General features: G+C 34.0%; 13 protein-coding genes. 12 read left to right on the forward strand and 1 reads right to left on the reverse strand.

Annotation, left to right across the window (positions count from 1 at the left end; genetic code table 11):
• Nucleotides 1–38: 38 nt before the first annotated feature.
• The 12 genes from SOR77_RS03980 (at nt 39) to SOR77_RS04035 (ending at nt 14,930) form a co-directional block, all read left to right on the forward strand.
• On the forward strand, nt 39–1,352 hold the full coding sequence (locus SOR77_RS03980) for an aspartate kinase (RefSeq protein ID WP_320635890.1): 1,314 nt from the start codon (nt 39–41) through the stop codon (nt 1,350–1,352).
• A 46-nt stretch (nt 1,353–1,398) separates the two neighbouring features.
• The gene (locus SOR77_RS03985; RefSeq protein ID WP_320635891.1) at nt 1,399–2,040 is read left to right on the forward strand and encodes a PepSY domain-containing protein; all 642 of its coding nucleotides are present in this window, start codon (nt 1,399–1,401) and stop codon (nt 2,038–2,040) included.
• 166 nt (nt 2,041–2,206) lie between these two features.
• Nucleotides 2,207–3,202 (forward strand): methionine ABC transporter ATP-binding protein, encoded by a 996-nt coding sequence (locus SOR77_RS03990; protein WP_320635892.1) that lies wholly within the window; start codon nt 2,207–2,209, stop codon nt 3,200–3,202.
• On the forward strand, nt 3,202–3,861 hold the full coding sequence (locus SOR77_RS03995) for a methionine ABC transporter permease (protein ID WP_320635893.1): 660 nt from the start codon (nt 3,202–3,204) through the stop codon (nt 3,859–3,861). Before SOR77_RS03990 ends, SOR77_RS03995 begins: the two co-directional genes overlap by 1 nt.
• Nucleotides 3,862–3,871: 10 nt before the next feature.
• Entirely contained in the window at nt 3,872–4,708 is an 837-nt protein-coding gene (locus SOR77_RS04000) for a MetQ/NlpA family ABC transporter substrate-binding protein (RefSeq protein ID WP_040552088.1), read from the forward strand.
• Nucleotides 4,709–4,869: 161 nt separating this feature from the next.
• On the forward strand, nt 4,870–5,751 hold the full coding sequence (locus SOR77_RS04005; protein ID WP_320635894.1) for a Rossmann-like and DUF2520 domain-containing protein: 882 nt from the start codon (nt 4,870–4,872) through the stop codon (nt 5,749–5,751).
• Nucleotides 5,752–5,763: 12 nt separating this feature from the next.
• Nucleotides 5,764–6,594: a 3-methyl-2-oxobutanoate hydroxymethyltransferase gene (panB, locus tag SOR77_RS04010; RefSeq protein ID WP_320635895.1), complete on the forward strand. Its 831-nt coding sequence runs from the start codon at nt 5,764–5,766 to the stop codon at nt 6,592–6,594.
• A 135-nt stretch (nt 6,595–6,729) separates the two neighbouring features.
• The gene (gene glpK, locus SOR77_RS04015; RefSeq protein WP_320635896.1) at nt 6,730–8,217 is read left to right on the forward strand and encodes a glycerol kinase GlpK; all 1,488 of its coding nucleotides are present in this window, start codon (nt 6,730–6,732) and stop codon (nt 8,215–8,217) included.
• Between the two features lie 62 nt (nt 8,218–8,279).
• The gene (locus tag SOR77_RS04020) at nt 8,280–10,802 is read left to right on the forward strand and encodes a ribonucleoside-diphosphate reductase subunit alpha (protein WP_320635897.1); all 2,523 of its coding nucleotides are present in this window, start codon (nt 8,280–8,282) and stop codon (nt 10,800–10,802) included.
• 9 nt (nt 10,803–10,811) lie between these two features.
• A complete protein-coding gene (locus SOR77_RS04025) occupies nt 10,812–11,852 on the forward strand; it encodes a ribonucleotide-diphosphate reductase subunit beta (RefSeq protein WP_320635898.1) in 1,041 nt (346 codons plus the stop codon).
• A 564-nt stretch (nt 11,853–12,416) separates the two neighbouring features.
• Nucleotides 12,417–14,417 carry a stalk domain-containing protein gene (locus SOR77_RS04030; protein ID WP_320635899.1) on the forward strand — a complete coding sequence of 667 codons (2,001 nt, stop codon included), beginning with the start codon at nt 12,417–12,419 and terminating at the stop codon, nt 14,415–14,417.
• 108 nt (nt 14,418–14,525) lie between these two features.
• Nucleotides 14,526–14,930, forward strand: coding sequence for a hypothetical protein (locus tag SOR77_RS04035; protein ID WP_320635900.1), 405 nt, complete (start codon nt 14,526–14,528; stop codon nt 14,928–14,930).
• Between the two features lie 94 nt (nt 14,931–15,024).
• Here SOR77_RS04035 and SOR77_RS04040 read toward each other — a convergent pair whose 3' ends face one another.
• Nucleotides 15,025–16,296 (reverse strand): O-acetylhomoserine aminocarboxypropyltransferase/cysteine synthase family protein, encoded by a 1,272-nt coding sequence (locus SOR77_RS04040; protein WP_320635901.1) that lies wholly within the window; start codon nt 16,294–16,296, stop codon nt 15,025–15,027.
• Nucleotides 16,297–16,459 lie beyond the last annotated feature (163 nt).

A 16,459-nucleotide genomic window follows, 5' to 3' on the forward strand; every position in this document is an offset into this window, starting at 1 on the left:
TGTAATATATACAAAAAGTATCAGGAGGAGAAAGACAGATGATTAAAGTTTCAAAGTTTGGTGGTTCATCATTAGCAAGCGGAGATAGATTTTTAAATGTAAGAGAAATTTTAAATAGTGATTTAACAAGAAGATATATAGTCGCTTCAGCACCTGGTAAAGTAAATAGTTCTGACACTAAGGTAACTGATTTATTATATTTAGCTTATGATTTAGAGGTAAATAATATAAATAGTGATGACATACTTAACAAAGTGTTGAAAAAATACCAAGATATTATTTCAAAAGTAGGTGTTGAAATAGATTTAGATTTGGAATTTGAAGAATTTACAAAAAATATGGCCAATGAGTCCAAGGACTATATTGCTTCAAGAGGAGAATATTTAAATGCAAAAATATTGGCAAAACTTTTGGGATATGAGTTTGTAGATGCAAAAGAATTGATTTTCTTTGACAAGAAAGGGAATATAGACGAGAAAAAAACTTACACAGCAATAAGTGAGATGAAAGAAAAATATGAATTTGCTGTAATCCCCGGATTTTATGGAGTGAATATAAATGGGAAGGTAAAAACCTTCTCAAGAGGGGGAGGAGATTTAACAGGCTCTATAATTGCGAGGGGAGTAGGAGCAGACTTATATGAAAATTGGACTGATGTGAGTGGGTTCTTGGCGGTTGACCCCAAAATAGTTCCAGAGCCAAGAGAAGTTAGAGAACTTACTTATAGAGAGCTTAGAGAGTTATCTTATGCAGGGGCTTCAGTTTTACATTCAGAGGCGATTTTGCCGGTTCAATCTGCGGGTATTCCGATTCAAATAAAAAATACTTTTATGCCAGAAGATGAAGGAACAATGATAGTTCCTTATGAGCGAAAAAAATCTGATATAGAAATCACAGGAGTTACAGGGAAAAAAGAATTTGCAGTAATCAACATAGAGAAGATAAAGATGAATTCAGATAAAGGTTTCCATAGAAAAGTAATGTCTGTGCTTGAAGTAAATGATGTAACTTTAGAGCATATGCCTTCATCAATAGATTCACTATCTCTTATAGTGCCGAGCTCCCAGATAATAGGTAAGGCAGATACTATAATCTCTGAGTTGAAAACTTTTTGCAATCCAAATAAAGTAACTATTTCATATGGTATTGCACTTATAACAGTTGTAGGACAAGGAATGCAAGATAGAGTTGGAACTTCTGCAAAAATATTTTCAGCACTAGGTGAAGAGAATATAAACATAAAGATGATTATTCAAGGGTCATCTGAGTTGAATATAATCGTGGGTATACTAGAAAAAGACTACGACAAAGCTATATCTGCAATATACAATGTATTTGCTAAAAATGTTTAAATTTTATTAAATAAGGGGATATAAATAAAAAGAATAGGGGGAGAATATGAATAAAAAAATATTATCTGTAACAGCACTATCTTTGGTATTAGTTGGTTGTCAACAACAAGCTAAAAATGTTGTAGACAGTACGGCAAATAAAGCTGAAGAAGTTAAGAATGTGGCGGTAGAAAAAGCTGGAAATGCTAAAAATGCTGTAGAAGACAAATTAAAAGGAGAAAAGAACGCAGATGCAGTAACTGCAGCAACTCACGAAAATATAAAAGTAAAACCTGAAGAAGCAGTGGCTAAGTTCAAAGAAGCACATGCTGATATAAAAATAGAATCTATTTCATTAGATAATGACGACAACAAGGGATTTTATTATGAAATCCAAGGTTCAAACGGCGCTGAAGAATTTGAAGTTGAAATTGACCCTGTAACAGGAGATGTTACAAGAGATGAAAAAGAAAAAGATAATGATAATGATGGCTTTATAGACGAAACTCTTGTTGCTAAAGTAATGGAACTAGCTAAAAAGGCTATTGAAGATGCCGGAAGAGATAAATATTACAACACAGCTTGGGAACTTTCAGTTGAAGATGGAGTAAATGTTGTAGAAGTTGAATTACATGGACATGATGTTCCTGAATTAAATTATTCATACAATGCTCAAACTGGTGAATTAATTAAAAAAACACAAGATTAAGATGTAGGTAGTGTGTCAGAGAACTCTGGCATGCTACTATTTTTGTTTATTTGATATTCATAAAAGTTATAGCTCAATATGAAAAACATCAAGTACTAGATAGCTTGACTCAATTGATAAATAAAATTATACTTTTTACATGCATTAACGCATATCGGAGGAATAAATGATAGAAGTAAAAAATTTAACCAAAGAGTTTAAATTAGACGGCGAAATTTTTAAAGCTGTAGACGATGTTAGCTTTTCGGTTAAAAAAGGTGAAATATATGGAATAATCGGATTATCAGGTGCGGGTAAGAGCACTTTGGTAAGATGTTTGAATAGGCTTGAAGAGCCAACCGGTGGAGAAATTATAGTTGATGGGAAAAATATATTAGACCTGTCAGAATCTCAACTCTTAGAAGAGAGAAGAGAGATTGGAATGATATTTCAAAACTTCAACTTATTTATGCAAAAGACAGTTTATCAAAATATAGCATATCCGCTAGAAATATCGAAGGTTTCAAAAGAAAAAATAGATGAGAGAGTGAATGAACTGCTCAAGTTTATAGATCTTGAAGAAAAGAAAAATGCATATCCGTCTGAATTGTCAGGGGGGCAAAAGCAAAGAGTTGCAATAGCGAGAAGCATAGCAACAAATCCAAAGATATTGTTATCTGATGAGGGAACTTCAGCGCTTGATCCGGCAAATACAAAGACAATATTGGAGTTGTTAAAAAAAGTTGTCAAAACTTATCAAATGACCATAGTGATGATAACTCATCAAATGGAAGTTGCACAAGATATTTGCGATAGAATTGCAGTTATGGATCACGGAAGAATCGTGGAAGAAAATGAAACTAATAAACTCTTCAGGAACCCTAAAACTGCATTGACAAGGTCATTTATTCAACACTTAGATGTGGCAGAAGAAATTGTAGCAAGTGAATTTAAAGGAAAGATATTAAGACTTGTATACGATGGTGAAAATGTAGCAGAGCCGATACTATCTAAATGTTTGAAAGAATATGAAGTTTACTTCAACATAATTTCAGCAAATGTAAATAAAGTTACAGAGGGTGCAATGGGACACTTGACCATTGAGATAACTGGAGAAGATGTAGAAGTTAACAAAGCTATAGAGTATCTTAAAAATTCAAAAGTAAGCGTGGAGGTATTGTAATGGAGTTTGTATCAGAAGCTTGGCATATTGTGGCTCCGGCAATACCACAGACATTGATATTGGTATTTGTATCATCTGCAATAGCTGTGATGTTGGGGATGCCACTTGGAATAATTTTAACACTTACAAGGCCGGAAGGTTTAAAAGAAAACACGAAATTGTATTCAGTTTTAGATTCATTGGTAAACTTTTTTAGGTCAGTACCATTTATAATTTTGATGTTGATATTGATACCTGTGATGAGACTTATAGTTGGGAAAGCTTATGGAACAGCAGCAACTATAATTCCACTTGCAGCATCTGCAATCCCATTCTTTGGAAGACTGATGGAGGGATATTTATCACAAGTTGATAGAGGTATACTTGAAGCAGCCAAGTCAATGGGCTCAACAAACAGTCAAATAGTAAAAAAGGTTTTAATTCCGGAAGCTATGCCACAAATTATAAATGGTGTAACAATGGTTATTATAAACATAATTGGTTATTCAGCTATGGCAGGGGCCATTGGAGGAGGTGGACTTGGAGAAGTTGCCGTTAGATATGGTTATTCATACAAGAGGTATGAAATACTTTGGGTAGCTGTAATACTGATAGTTGCATTAGTACAAATAATACAATTTGTAGGAACTTATTTAGAAAATAAAATTGATAAAAAGTAGGGGGAAGAATATGAAGAAAATATTAGCAGTAGTAGGACTTTCATTAGCACTTGTTGGTTGTGGAAATGGAGCACAAAAAGCAAATCAAGCGGGGAATGCAAAAGAAGCAACAAAGACAGAAGTAGCAGATAACACAATAAAAATTGGCGTTTCACCAACACCGCATGCAGAAATCATAGAAGCGCTTCAACCACAATTTGAAGAAGCCGGCCTAAAAGTTGAAGCAGTAGTATTTGATGACTATATACAACCAAATGAACAATTAGCAGCAGGAGATTTAGACGCAAATTATTTTCAACACGGACCATATCTTGAAGAATTTACTAAACAAAACAATTTAGAACTTACTTCAGTGGGGAATGTACACATTGAACCGATGGGAGTGTACTCAGACAAAGTAAAAACTGTTGAAGAAATTAAAGACGGTGGAGAAATCTTAATTCCAAATGATGCTACAAATGGTGGAAGAGCACTATTACTTTTAGAACAAGTAGGCCTTATCAAATTAAAAGATAGTTCAAACCTACTTTCTACAGAAGCAGATATAGTTGAAAATTCAAAGAACTTAAAATTTGTTGCAATGGAAGCACAAAATATTCCTAACACATACAAAGATGCAGAGTTAGCAGTAATAAATGCAAATTATGCACTTGGAGCAGGGTTAGTACCTTCAAAAGATGCACTTTTATTAGAATCAGGAGACTCTCCTTATGCAAACTTAGTTGCAGTTAGAACAGGTGAAGAAGGACAAGAGAAGTTTAAGAAACTTATAGAAGTTTTAAATTCAGATGCAGCTAAAAAGGTGATAGAAGAAAAATTTGAAGGAGCAGTAGTTCCTGCTTTTTAAAAAAATAGTCTGGCGAAAGTCGGACTTTTTTTAATGATTAAAATATTAAAACATTTGAATTAAAATTATTGATCACTTATAATAAATTTTGATAGTATTCGAAGGAAACTATACATTATTGAAGTTTAAAATCGCTATTTTAGTATTATACTCTTGAGGAGGTGATAACTATTTATAAAGTAGGGATTATAGGTGCCGGAAAAGTTGGCACCAGTTTGGGTTTGTACCTATTTAAAAAAGGAAATCTTGAATTATCTGGCTATTACAGCCGAAATGCAGAGAGTTCAAAATATAGTGCAGATCTTACCAAAACTTTGGCATATGAATCATTAAAAAAGATGGTGGATGAGAATCAAATTCTTATAATAACTGTCCCTGATGATGAAATAAGTAGAGTTTGGAAGCAACTTTTAAAATTAAATATTGAAGACAAAGTAGTTTGTCATTGTAGTGGTAGCTTGTCTTCTAAAATTTTCTTCGACAGTACTATTAAAAAAGTTAATTGTTGTTCTTTTCATCCTATGTTGGCAATATCCAATAAAGAAGAATCGTACAAGGCTTTGAGTAGTGCTTTTTTTACTTTGGAGGGGGATTTAAAAGCTGTAAGCATAATTCAAGATGAGTTGAAATTAAATGGGAATCCAACTAAATTAATTTATGAAGATGATAAGAGAAAATATCATTTGGCTACAGTATTTATAAGTAATTTGGTCTTGGCTTTATCAAATATTTCAGTTGAACTACTTACACAATATGACTTTACAGAAAAAGAAGCGTTAATGGCACTGTCTGTATTAGGAGAATCTAATATAAATGCATTTTTTCAAAAAGGGATTTTGAAAACTTTGACTGGGCCTGTGGAAAGAAATGATTTAAGAACTGTAAAAGGACATATAGATTCTATTAAAGATGGAAATTTTGAATTAGAAAAAGAAATCTACATTAACTTAAGTAAATATTTGGTAGAAATTGCAAAAGAAAAAAATCCTAATAGGGATTATTCTGGATTGAAAAAATTATTAGAAAGTGAGGGTACTGATTAAATTCAGACTATTATGAAAAATACTGTTTTAACTTTTAGAAGAGCTAAAGAAGAAGGTGTTAAACTTTCTATGTTGACAGCCTATGACTATACTACAGCTAAATTAGTGGATGAAGCCGGCATAAATGCTATTTTGGTTGGGGATAGTTTGGGGATGACTATGTTGGGATACGAAGATACTTTGAGCGTAACACTTGAAGACATGATTCATCATTCAAAAGCAGTTTCAAGAGGTGCTAAAAATACTTTGGTTGTATGTGATTTACCTTTTATGACATATAACACAGGAGTGAGAGATGCTGTAATAAATGCTGGAAGACTTATGAGCGAAGGAAGAGCTAATGCAGTTAAACTTGAAGGTGGAGCAGAGGTAGCAGAAGAGATAAGAGCTATAGTAAATGCGGGAATACCTGTTTGTGCACACATTGGTTTAACTCCTCAAGCAATAAATGCTCTTGGTGGATTTAGGGTACAAGGAAAAGATATAGAAGGGGCAAAAAAACTAGTGGAAGATGCAAAAGCAGTAGAAGCTGCAGGAGCATTTGCCGTGGTATTAGAATGCGTACCAGGCAGATTGGCAGAAGAGATAACTAAAATGTTAAAGATACCTACTATTGGAATAGGCGCCGGGAACAAATGTGATGGACAAGTTTTAGTTTATCAGGACATGTTGGGAATGTATACAGAATTTAAAGCTAAATTTATAAAACACTTTGCAAGTATTGGAGAAGATATGGTAGAAGCTTTTAGAGATTATGATAGAGAAATCAAAGAAGGCATTTTCCCTGATAAAGAACATACTTTTGCAATAGACGAATCTATCGTAGAACAAATTGAATATTAGTTATATAATAAAGAATGATCACCTGAAATAATTTTGGGTGATTTTTTATTATTGATTTTAAAAAGATACTAAAGAAATGCAAGTGTAAACAAAAAATATACAATAATATGCTAAAATTTAATGAGGAGGGTGTTTATGAAAAAGTATATAATGGCATTTGACTCAGGTACAACAAGCTGCAGAACATTGATATTTGACAGCGAATTCAACATAGTATCATCAGCTCAAAAGGAACTTAAGCAAATATTTCCAAAGCCCGGTTGGGTTGAAGAAGACCCAAATGAAATATTTTCAACTCAACTTGGAACAGCTGTTGAAGCTATGGCTAAGATAAACATAAATGCAAAGGATATAGTCTCAATAGGCATAACAAACCAACGTGAGACGACAATTGTGTGGGATAAGACAACAGGAGAAGTTTTGTATAATGCAATTGTTTGGCAGTGTAGAAGAACTTCAAAGTACTGTGACTATTTAAAAGCAAATGGACATAGAGATGAGATATATCAAAAAACCGGGCTTGAAATTGATGCATACTTTTCGGCGACAAAGATCAAATGGATTTTAGATAATGTAGAAGGTGCAAAAGAGAGAGCCAAAAAGGGAGAATTGCTGTTTGGAACGGTGGAAACTTTTTTAATTTGGAAACTCACAAAGGGAGTACACATTACAGACTATTCAAACGCTTCAAGAACAATGTTATATAACATAAACACTTTAGAATGGGACGAAGAACTTCTAAAGCTAATGGACATACCAAGAAGTATGTTGCCTGAAGTTAAAAACACTGCAGAAGTTTACGGAAAGACATCAAGAGAATTTTTTGGGGAAGAAATAAAAATTGCATCGGCTGTTGGAGATCAACAAGCAGCTCTGTTTGGACAAGGTTGTTTTAAGGAAGCTGAGGCAAAGAACACTTATGGAACAGGAGCATTTCTTTTGATAAATACGGGAGAAAAGAAAGTCGAATCTAAAAATGGATTGGTTTCAACCGTTGCATGGGGGATAAATGGGAAAATAACTTATGCATTAGAGGGCTCAATTTTTATAGCGGGTTCATCTATACAATGGCTTAGAGATGATTTAAAGCTTATCGACTCAGCAGAAGACTCAGAATATTTGGCAAACAAAGTAGATGATACAGAAGGTTGCTATGTAGTGCCGGCATTTACTGGACTTGGAGCTCCATATTGGAATCAATATGCAAGAGGAACAATATGTGGTTTGACACGAAGTGTGAAGAAAGCTCATTTAGTAAGGGCGACTTTGGAGTCTATGGCATATTTATCAAATGATGTTTTAAAGGCTATGGAAGAAGATTTGGGAGAGTTAAAAACTTTGAAAGTAGATGGCGGAGCAAGCTCAAATGATTTTTTAATGCAGTTCCAAGCGGATATTATAAATAGAGAAGTAATAAGACCTGAAAACATAGAGTCAACAGTGAGGGGGGCGGCATTTTTGGCGGCTCTTGGTGTTGGAATGTTTCAATCAATAGATGAAATTTCAAAAAAATTTAATGTTGATAAAATTTTTGAGCCGAATATGACAAATGAAACCAGAGAAAAAAAGCTCAAGCTTTGGCACAAAGCGGTTTCAAGAGCTTTTGATTGGGCGGAAGATTAAACTTTAATTTGTAGTTTTTATGGGTATATTTAATTTATTAATATAAGACTTGGGGAGCAGAAATGATAATAATAAAGAGAAGTGGAAAAACTGTAGAATTTGATGTGCAAAAGATAAAAAGAGCAATAGAAAAAGCATTTATATCAGTTTCTAAACCATATAAAGAAGATATATTGGAACAGATGGCAGTTGATGTTCAAAAAAAGGCAGAGAATAACTTTCCAAAAGACCATGTTGTAACAGTTGAAGAAATTCAAGATTTAGTAGAAATAACATTGATAGAATACAACTACTATACAGTTGTAAAATCATATATCTTATATAGAGCTTCTCATCACAAAATGAGGAAAGTATTGGAAGACTTTTCGGATTATTTTGACGATGCCGAACTGCTTGAAGTAATGAAGAAAATTCAAAAAGACTTCAAAGAAGACGTATATGAATTGGGAAGTCTGTATACAAAATTTACATCATTTGCAAAAGAAAATATGAATTTTGAAGATATTATAAATTCACTTATAAAAGCGGCAAGCGAATTAACTTCAAAGGACGCACCTAAATGGGAATATATAGCAGGCAGATTTTTAAGTTTTAATATTAACAGAAACATAGACAAAGAATCTAACAAGCATGAAATATATAGCTTTGCAGATAAGATTAAGTTACTAACTAAAGAAAATTTATATGGCAAGTATATACTTGAAAATTACACTGAAGAAGAAATCGAAGACCTTGAAAAATATATACAGCCCCAAAGAGATGAATTATTCAACTACTCGGGGTTGGAATTAGTATACAAGAGATACTTAATAAAAAACATGAATGGAGTTGTACTTGAAAAAGTCCAAGAGATGTTCATGGGGATTGCAATGCACTTGGCATTAAAAGAAAAAAATAGAGTTTATTGGGCGAAGAAATTCTATGATATACTTTCAAATTTAAAAGTTACAATGGCAACCCCAACAATGTCAAACGCACGTAAGCCTTTCCATCAACTTTCTTCATGTTTCATAGACACAGTTCCGGATAACTTAGATGGAATATACCGCTCAATAACCAATTTCTCACAAGTTTCAAAACACGGTGGCGGAATGGGATTATATTTTGGGAAAGTTAGGGCAATGGGATCAGATATAAGAGGGTTTAAAGGCGTTGCAGGAGGCGTAATTCGTTGGATAAGACTTGCAAATGATACAGCAGTTGCAGTAGACCAACTTGGAATGAGACAGGGCGCTTGTGCGGTATATTTAGACGTATGGCACAAAGATATTCCTGAGTTCTTACAGCTAAGAACAAATAATGGAGACGACAGAATGAAAGCACACGATGTATTTCCGGCAGTTTGTTTTCCAAACTATTTCTGGGAACTTGCAAAGAATGACTTAGACGCAAACTGGTATATGATGTGTCCTCATGAAATTTTAACTTATAGAGGATATGCTCTTGAAGATTATTTTGGTGATGAATGGGTTAGAAGATATAAAGAGTGTATTGAAGATGACAGAATAGAAAAGAGAGTTATGAGCGTAAAAGATATGGTAAGGCTCATCATAAAATCCACTGTGGAAACAGGAACTCCCTTTATATTCAATAGAGATGTAGTAAATAAATACAATCCAAATTCACACAAGGGAGTTATCTATTCATCAAACTTGTGCACAGAAATAGCTCAAAACACTTCTGAAATTGAATCGGTTTCAAAAGAAATAGTAGATGTAAATGGCGAAACAGTTGTAGTTACAACTACAAAACCGGGAGATTTTGTAGTGTGTAATTTAGCATCTTTAGTGCTTGGGAATATAAATATAACAGACCAAGAGGAACTTGAAGATGTAGTCAGCACAGTAGTGAGGGCGTTGGACAACGTAATAGATTTGAACTACTATCCGGTAGAATATGCAAAGATTACAAATGGAAGATACAGAGCAATAGGCCTTGGCACAAGTGGGTATCATCATGCGATGGTAAAACAGGGAATAATGTTCCAAAGTGAAGAACATTTAAAATTTGCAGATGAACTATATGAAAATATAAACTACTATGCAGTTAAAGCATCTGTAGAAATATCAAAAGAAAAAGGAAGTTATGAGTACTTTGAAGGTTCAGATTGGCAAAGTGGAGCATACTTTGAAAAGAGAAAATATACATCAGAAAGATGGACAGCACTTAGAAATGAAACAGCTAAGGGAATTAGAAATGCTTATCTTATGGCAGTTGCACCGACAGGATCTACATCTATAATAGCGGGAACGACAGCAGCAGTTGACCCGGTTATGATGAGATATTTCCTGGAAGAAAAGAAAGGGCAAATTGTACCAAGAGTGGCTCCGTCACTTAGCTCACAAACATTTTGGTTATATGAAAATGCACATGAAATTGACCAAACATGGGTAATTAAATCAGCCGGCATAAGACAAAGACATATCGACCAATCACAATCAGTGAACCTGTATATAACCACAGAATACACTATGAAGCGAATTTTGAACCTATTTATACAAGCTTGTGAAGAAGAAGTTAAGACTATCTATTATGTGAGAAGTAAGTCATTAGAAGTTGAAGAATGCGACAGTTGTAGTGCATGAGGAGGAAAAATGGAAGTAAAGAGAAAAGCTCTTTTTAATGAAAAAGGAGATATAGAACTCTCTAAGAGGAGAATGATAAATGGCAATACCACTAACTTAAATGACTTCAATAATATGAAGTATTCTTGGGTTTCGGATTGGTATAGACTTGCCATGAACAACTTTTGGATTCCGGAAGAAATAAATTTAACTCAAGACATAAAAGACTATAGAAAATTAGATGCGACAGAAAAAACAGCATACGACAAAATACTTTCCTTTCTTGTATTTTTAGACTCACTACAATCAGCAAATTTGCCAAACCTTTCAGAATTTATAACGGCAAACGAAGTAAATTTATGTCTGAATATTCAAACTTATCAAGAATCTGTCCACTCACAAAGCTATGGATATATTTTAGATACAATATGTTCTCCGGAAGAGAGAACAGAAATATTATACCAATGGAAAGATGATCCGATTTTGCTTGCGAGAAATAAATTTATAGGTGACCAATACAATGATTTTTACTATGAGAGGACAGAAGATAATTTAGCCAAGACATTGGTAGCCAACTATGTGCTTGAAGGAATATATTTCTATTCAGGGTTTATGTTCTTCTATTCTTTGGGAAGAATTGGTAAAATGCCGGGTACAGTTCAAGAGATAAGATATATCAACAGAGATGAAAATTCCCACCTGTGGTTGTTTAGAAGCATAATATTAGAACTTAAAAAAGAAGAACCTCAACTCTTCACAGACGAAAAAATTGAAGAATATAGAAATATGATTGTAAGAGGTGTCGAAGAAGAAATAAAATGGGCAGAATATGCAATAGGAAATAATGTAAAGGGTCTTAGTATGGACATGATAAGAAGTTATATTAAATATCTTGGAAACTTGAGAAGTAAAGGACTTGGATTTGGGATAATCTATCCCGGATTTGAAAAAGAACCGGAGAGTATGGCGTGGGTTAGCGAATACTCAGACCCTAATATGGTAAAGACAGACTTTTTCGAGGCAAAAGTTTCAGCTTATGCAAAGAGCAGTGTAATAGAAGATGATTTATAATTAAGATTTATAATTAAAATGGACAGTTTTAAAAATTGTCCATTTTTTACATTCAATTTTAGTTGGGGATATTAAACATGGGGAAGACACGAATTTTGTGAGGTTTGACCGAAAATGAAAATTTGTTTGTATGATTTATTATTTCGAGGGAGGGCTAAGGGCGTTGCGATTCTCCCTCACGCCCTCCCTCGAGCACCCACCCCCTACACCCTCAAAACGCTTTTTGGGCTGGTTTTTACATTTATGTTTCTATATTTTTAACATTTCGTTTTATTAGTGTTAATTGGTTTTATGAAGTTATAGTTGTTTTGATAACAAATGTAGGGGCGGCACGAGAGTAGCGAGGTCCGCCCGCGAATACATATAAATTAAAAGGCATTATAAAAGCAAAACTACTCCGGAAATTTAATTTCAAACAATTATTTAACAAAAATATTAAAATCGTGTTACAAAAGTTAAAAAATGTTATTTTAGTGGAAATTTTAATATTTTAGAGGTATACTTTAGTTAAGAAACAAGTGAGTGAGAGATTAGTTTACACAAATGGACTTAGGAGGAAAACAAATGAATAAAATCAATAGAAAAAGAATTACATCAGTTGCACTAGCATTTACACTTGCAGTAGCTGCACCGGTAAAAGCAAATTTTTCTAATTTTAATTTAGAACTTAATAAAGTAGCAGCAGCAGCGGTAGAATTAGAACTTTCTGAAGCAGCAAAAGAAGCAAAAGCAGCCGCTGGAAGAGCAAAAGTGGCTGCAGGAGATGCAAAAACAGCTGCAGTAGATGCAAAAACATCAGCAGAAGCAGCAGATAAAGCATTAGAAAAAGGTGTAGGTAGAGCAAAAGACGATGCAAGAGCAGCACAAGAAGCTGCAGACAGAGCAAAAACAGCGCAACAAGCCGCAGATACAGCAGCACAAGAAGCAAAAACAGCTGCAGCAAAAGCAGTACAAGAAGCAACTGATACAGAAAATGAAGAGGAAAAAGCAAAAGCACAAGCATCAGCAGAAGCAGCAAAAGCGGCACAAGAAGAAGCAACACAAGCAGCACAAGAAGCAAAAACAGCTGCGCAAGAAGCTGAAAGATATGCAAAAACAGCACAAGAAAAAGTTAATGCCAATGAAGTAGCAACGGCAAAAGTTGAACTTAAATCAGCTATAGATACAGCTAAAGGTAGTTTGAATACTGCTACTACAGATGTATATACTCAAGATTCTATAGATAAATTAAAAGCTGCAATAACAACAGCTGAAGGTGTTTATAATGATGATACTAAAAAATCAACAGATTATACTACAGCAAAAGCAAATCTTGAAAAAGTAAAACTTGAAAAGAAAACAGTAAAACCAACACCGGTTCCTACTTCAGTTACTTTAAACAGACCAACAGTATACTATAACAAGGTTACAGGAAGAACTACACCTTACGCAACTGTAACTTTATATAGAAATGGAAATAGAGTAGACTATGTAAAAGCCGACAGATACGGTGATTATACAATAAACTATAGATTTGGCGACTACAGATATGACAGATACAATGGAACAGCTTCAATAAGTTCTTACGGGGATAGATATGTATCAGGTTATACAACTGCAAACACTTATGTTCAAGCATATAACAATGGGGATTATTTAGGTTCTGCATATTCTGATTCAAGAGGATACTATACTATAAACTTTAACAAATATGTATACAATAGAAATAATACTGTGGTTTATACAAATGGATATAACAATAGCTACAACAATGGTTATGGATACTACGATTTATCGGATTATTATCTACAAGCTGAATTAGATGGAAAGTATTCTGAGAAACAATATTTAAATAAAGCTTATATTGATAGATATTACAATAATGGATATTATAATAACTATGCATACGCACCAAGAGTAACTCAAGCTATAGCTGGAACAAGCACTGTAAAAGGTAGTGGAGTTAATGGATATGCAACAGTTGCGGTTTATGATTCTAAGGGAATCAGACTTGGCAGCGGAACTGCTTATAGCAATGGAGAATTCACTATTAGCTTAAACAGAGATTTAAAAGCTGGCGAAGAAATCAAAGTAACTGCAAACTACTCTAACTTGAGAGAAAACAGCACAACTTATAAGGTTGCTGGAGAAGTTAAGAAAGACACTTATAACTACACAGTAAACTTAGCTATAGGCGATAAGAGAATAACAACTACAAAAGACGGCGTTACAACAACTACAACAATGGATGTAGAAGCTTACATCAAAGAAGGCAGAACAATGTTACCAATCAGATTTGTAGCTCAAGCTTTGGGATACAATGTAACTTGGAATGATGTAACAAGAATTGCTTCTTTCACAGATGGTAAGAGAGTTGTTATAATCAATATTGACTCAAGGGAATTCTATGTAGATGGAATAAAGAACACATTCAGTGTAGACCCTGAAATCAAAAATGGCAGAACAATGCTACCTGTTTCAGAAATTGGAAAGGCTCTTGGCATGACTACTGGTAATAAGGGCGACAACAAAAATATTGAATGGGATTCAGTAAGAAGAGAAGTTAAGATCCAACTAACTAAATAAACTCACTTGAAAAAAGGGCAACTTAGGTTGCTCTTTTTTACGTTAATGGGTATAAACGTGTAGGAAATATTTGCTTAATATCATGTTAATTTTTTTGAGGAGAAATTTATGAAAGTTAGTAAGAAAAGTTTGGTTTTATTTGCGGCAATCGTCTGGTCAATAGCAGGTCTTAATGTTTTAAAAATAGGGGTTAGTGTCTATTCAAAGTATTTAGTGGCGGTTAATTTTGCTTTGAGCACTATAGTATTTTTAATTTTTTGGAATATGATTTTCAAGAAAATGGTTGATAAAAATATAATAAGAATAAAGAGTTTGCCACATGAAAAATATAATTTTTGGAAATTTTTTGATTTAAAATCTTTTTTGATTATGGCTTTTATGATGAGCATGGGAATTAGTTTAAGGCTTTATAATTTAGTGCCTGATGTTTTCATAGCTGTTTTTTATTCTGGATTAGGGACAGCACTGGCACTTGCAGGTGTTAAATATTTTTATAAGTTTTTAAAATATTAAGAGCGAGTTTTTCGCTCTATTTTTGTTGGATTTTAACTTAAAAAATAGGTTTGAAAAATAAAAATGGGTGAGCAGAGGCCCACCCACAGTGGTATTAAATATTTTTAAATGCTTGGTCTAAATCGGCTATGATGTCTTCGACATTTTCTATTCCAATGGATAGTCTGACTGTATTCTCTTTTATTCCGGCACGCTCTAAGGCTTCTTTTGATAGCTGACGATGAGTCATGCTTGCGGGATGCAAGACGTGAGTTCTGACATCTCCAACGTGAACTACGAGTGTAGCAAGTTTTAGGTTATTTATCCATTGTTTTGTCTTTTCAAGTCCACCTTTTATTCCAACTGAAATTACTCCGCTTTGACCTTTAGGTAGGTATTTTTTTGCAAGTTCATGGTACGCATCATCTTCAAGCCCCGGGTAGTGTATCCATTCAACTTTTTCGTGAGTGTTTAAATATTTTGCAACTTTAAGTGCATTTTCGGAGTGTCTATCCATTCTAAGGGCGAGTGTTTCTATTCCGAGGTTTGTAAGGAATGCATTCATTGGTGAAGCCGGTGTACCAAAGTCACGAATGTATACTACTTTAGCTTTTACTGCGTATGCAGCTTTACCAAAGGTTTCTGTGTAAGACAGGCCGTGGTAATTGGGGTCTGGTGCAGAAATGGATTCATAGCCATTTTTTTCCCAATCAAAATTTCCGCTGTCTACAATAAGCCCGCCTACTGCAACTGCATGACCGTCTAAGTATTTTGTTGAAGAGTGAGTTACGATATCTATGCTGTGCTCAAATGGTCTGCATAGATAAGGTGTTGCAAATGTATTGTCTATTATCACAGGTAGCCCATGTTTGTGTGCGATTTCTGAAATTTTTTCTAAATCTAAAATTTCAAGACCGGGATTTGCTATTGTCTCTCCAAAGACAAGTTTTGTTTTTTTGCTAATTGTTTTTTCTAATGCTTCAAAGTCATTTAAAGGAACAAATTTTGTTGTGATACCAAGTTTTTTGATTGTTGAAGATAGAAGAGTGATTGTACCTCCATAGAGGTTGTCCATGGCAATTATTTCATCACCTGATTCGCAAATATTTAATATTGAGATTAGGTTTGCTTGTTGTCCGGAAGATGTTGCAACAGTTGCGACTCCTCCTTCAAGAGCAGTAACTTTTTTCTCTAATGCTGTAACAGTTGGGTTGGAAATTCTTGTATACATATCTCCTTCTTTTTTTAAATCGAATAAGTCTGCTACTTCGTCTGCATTGTCATATTTATATGTTGTGGATTGAACTATTGGCACTGTTCTTGATTCTCCGTTTTTTGGATCATATCCTGCTTGAATACAGAGTGTTTCTGATAAATAATTTGTCATGTTTTTCCTCCTTAGTTGTATAAAAAAAGAGCCCTCGTATAAGGACGAAAGCTCGTGTTACCACCTTAATTTTTCACTAGCTTGCACTAATGAACTCAATAGGTATCTATCAATACCCTCTGCTGTAACGGGCAATCCCGTACTCGCCTAACTTTAGCTTAGC

Source organism: Peptoniphilus sp., from assembly GCF_034090345.1.
GTDB lineage: Bacteria > Bacillota > Clostridia > Tissierellales > Peptoniphilaceae > Peptoniphilus.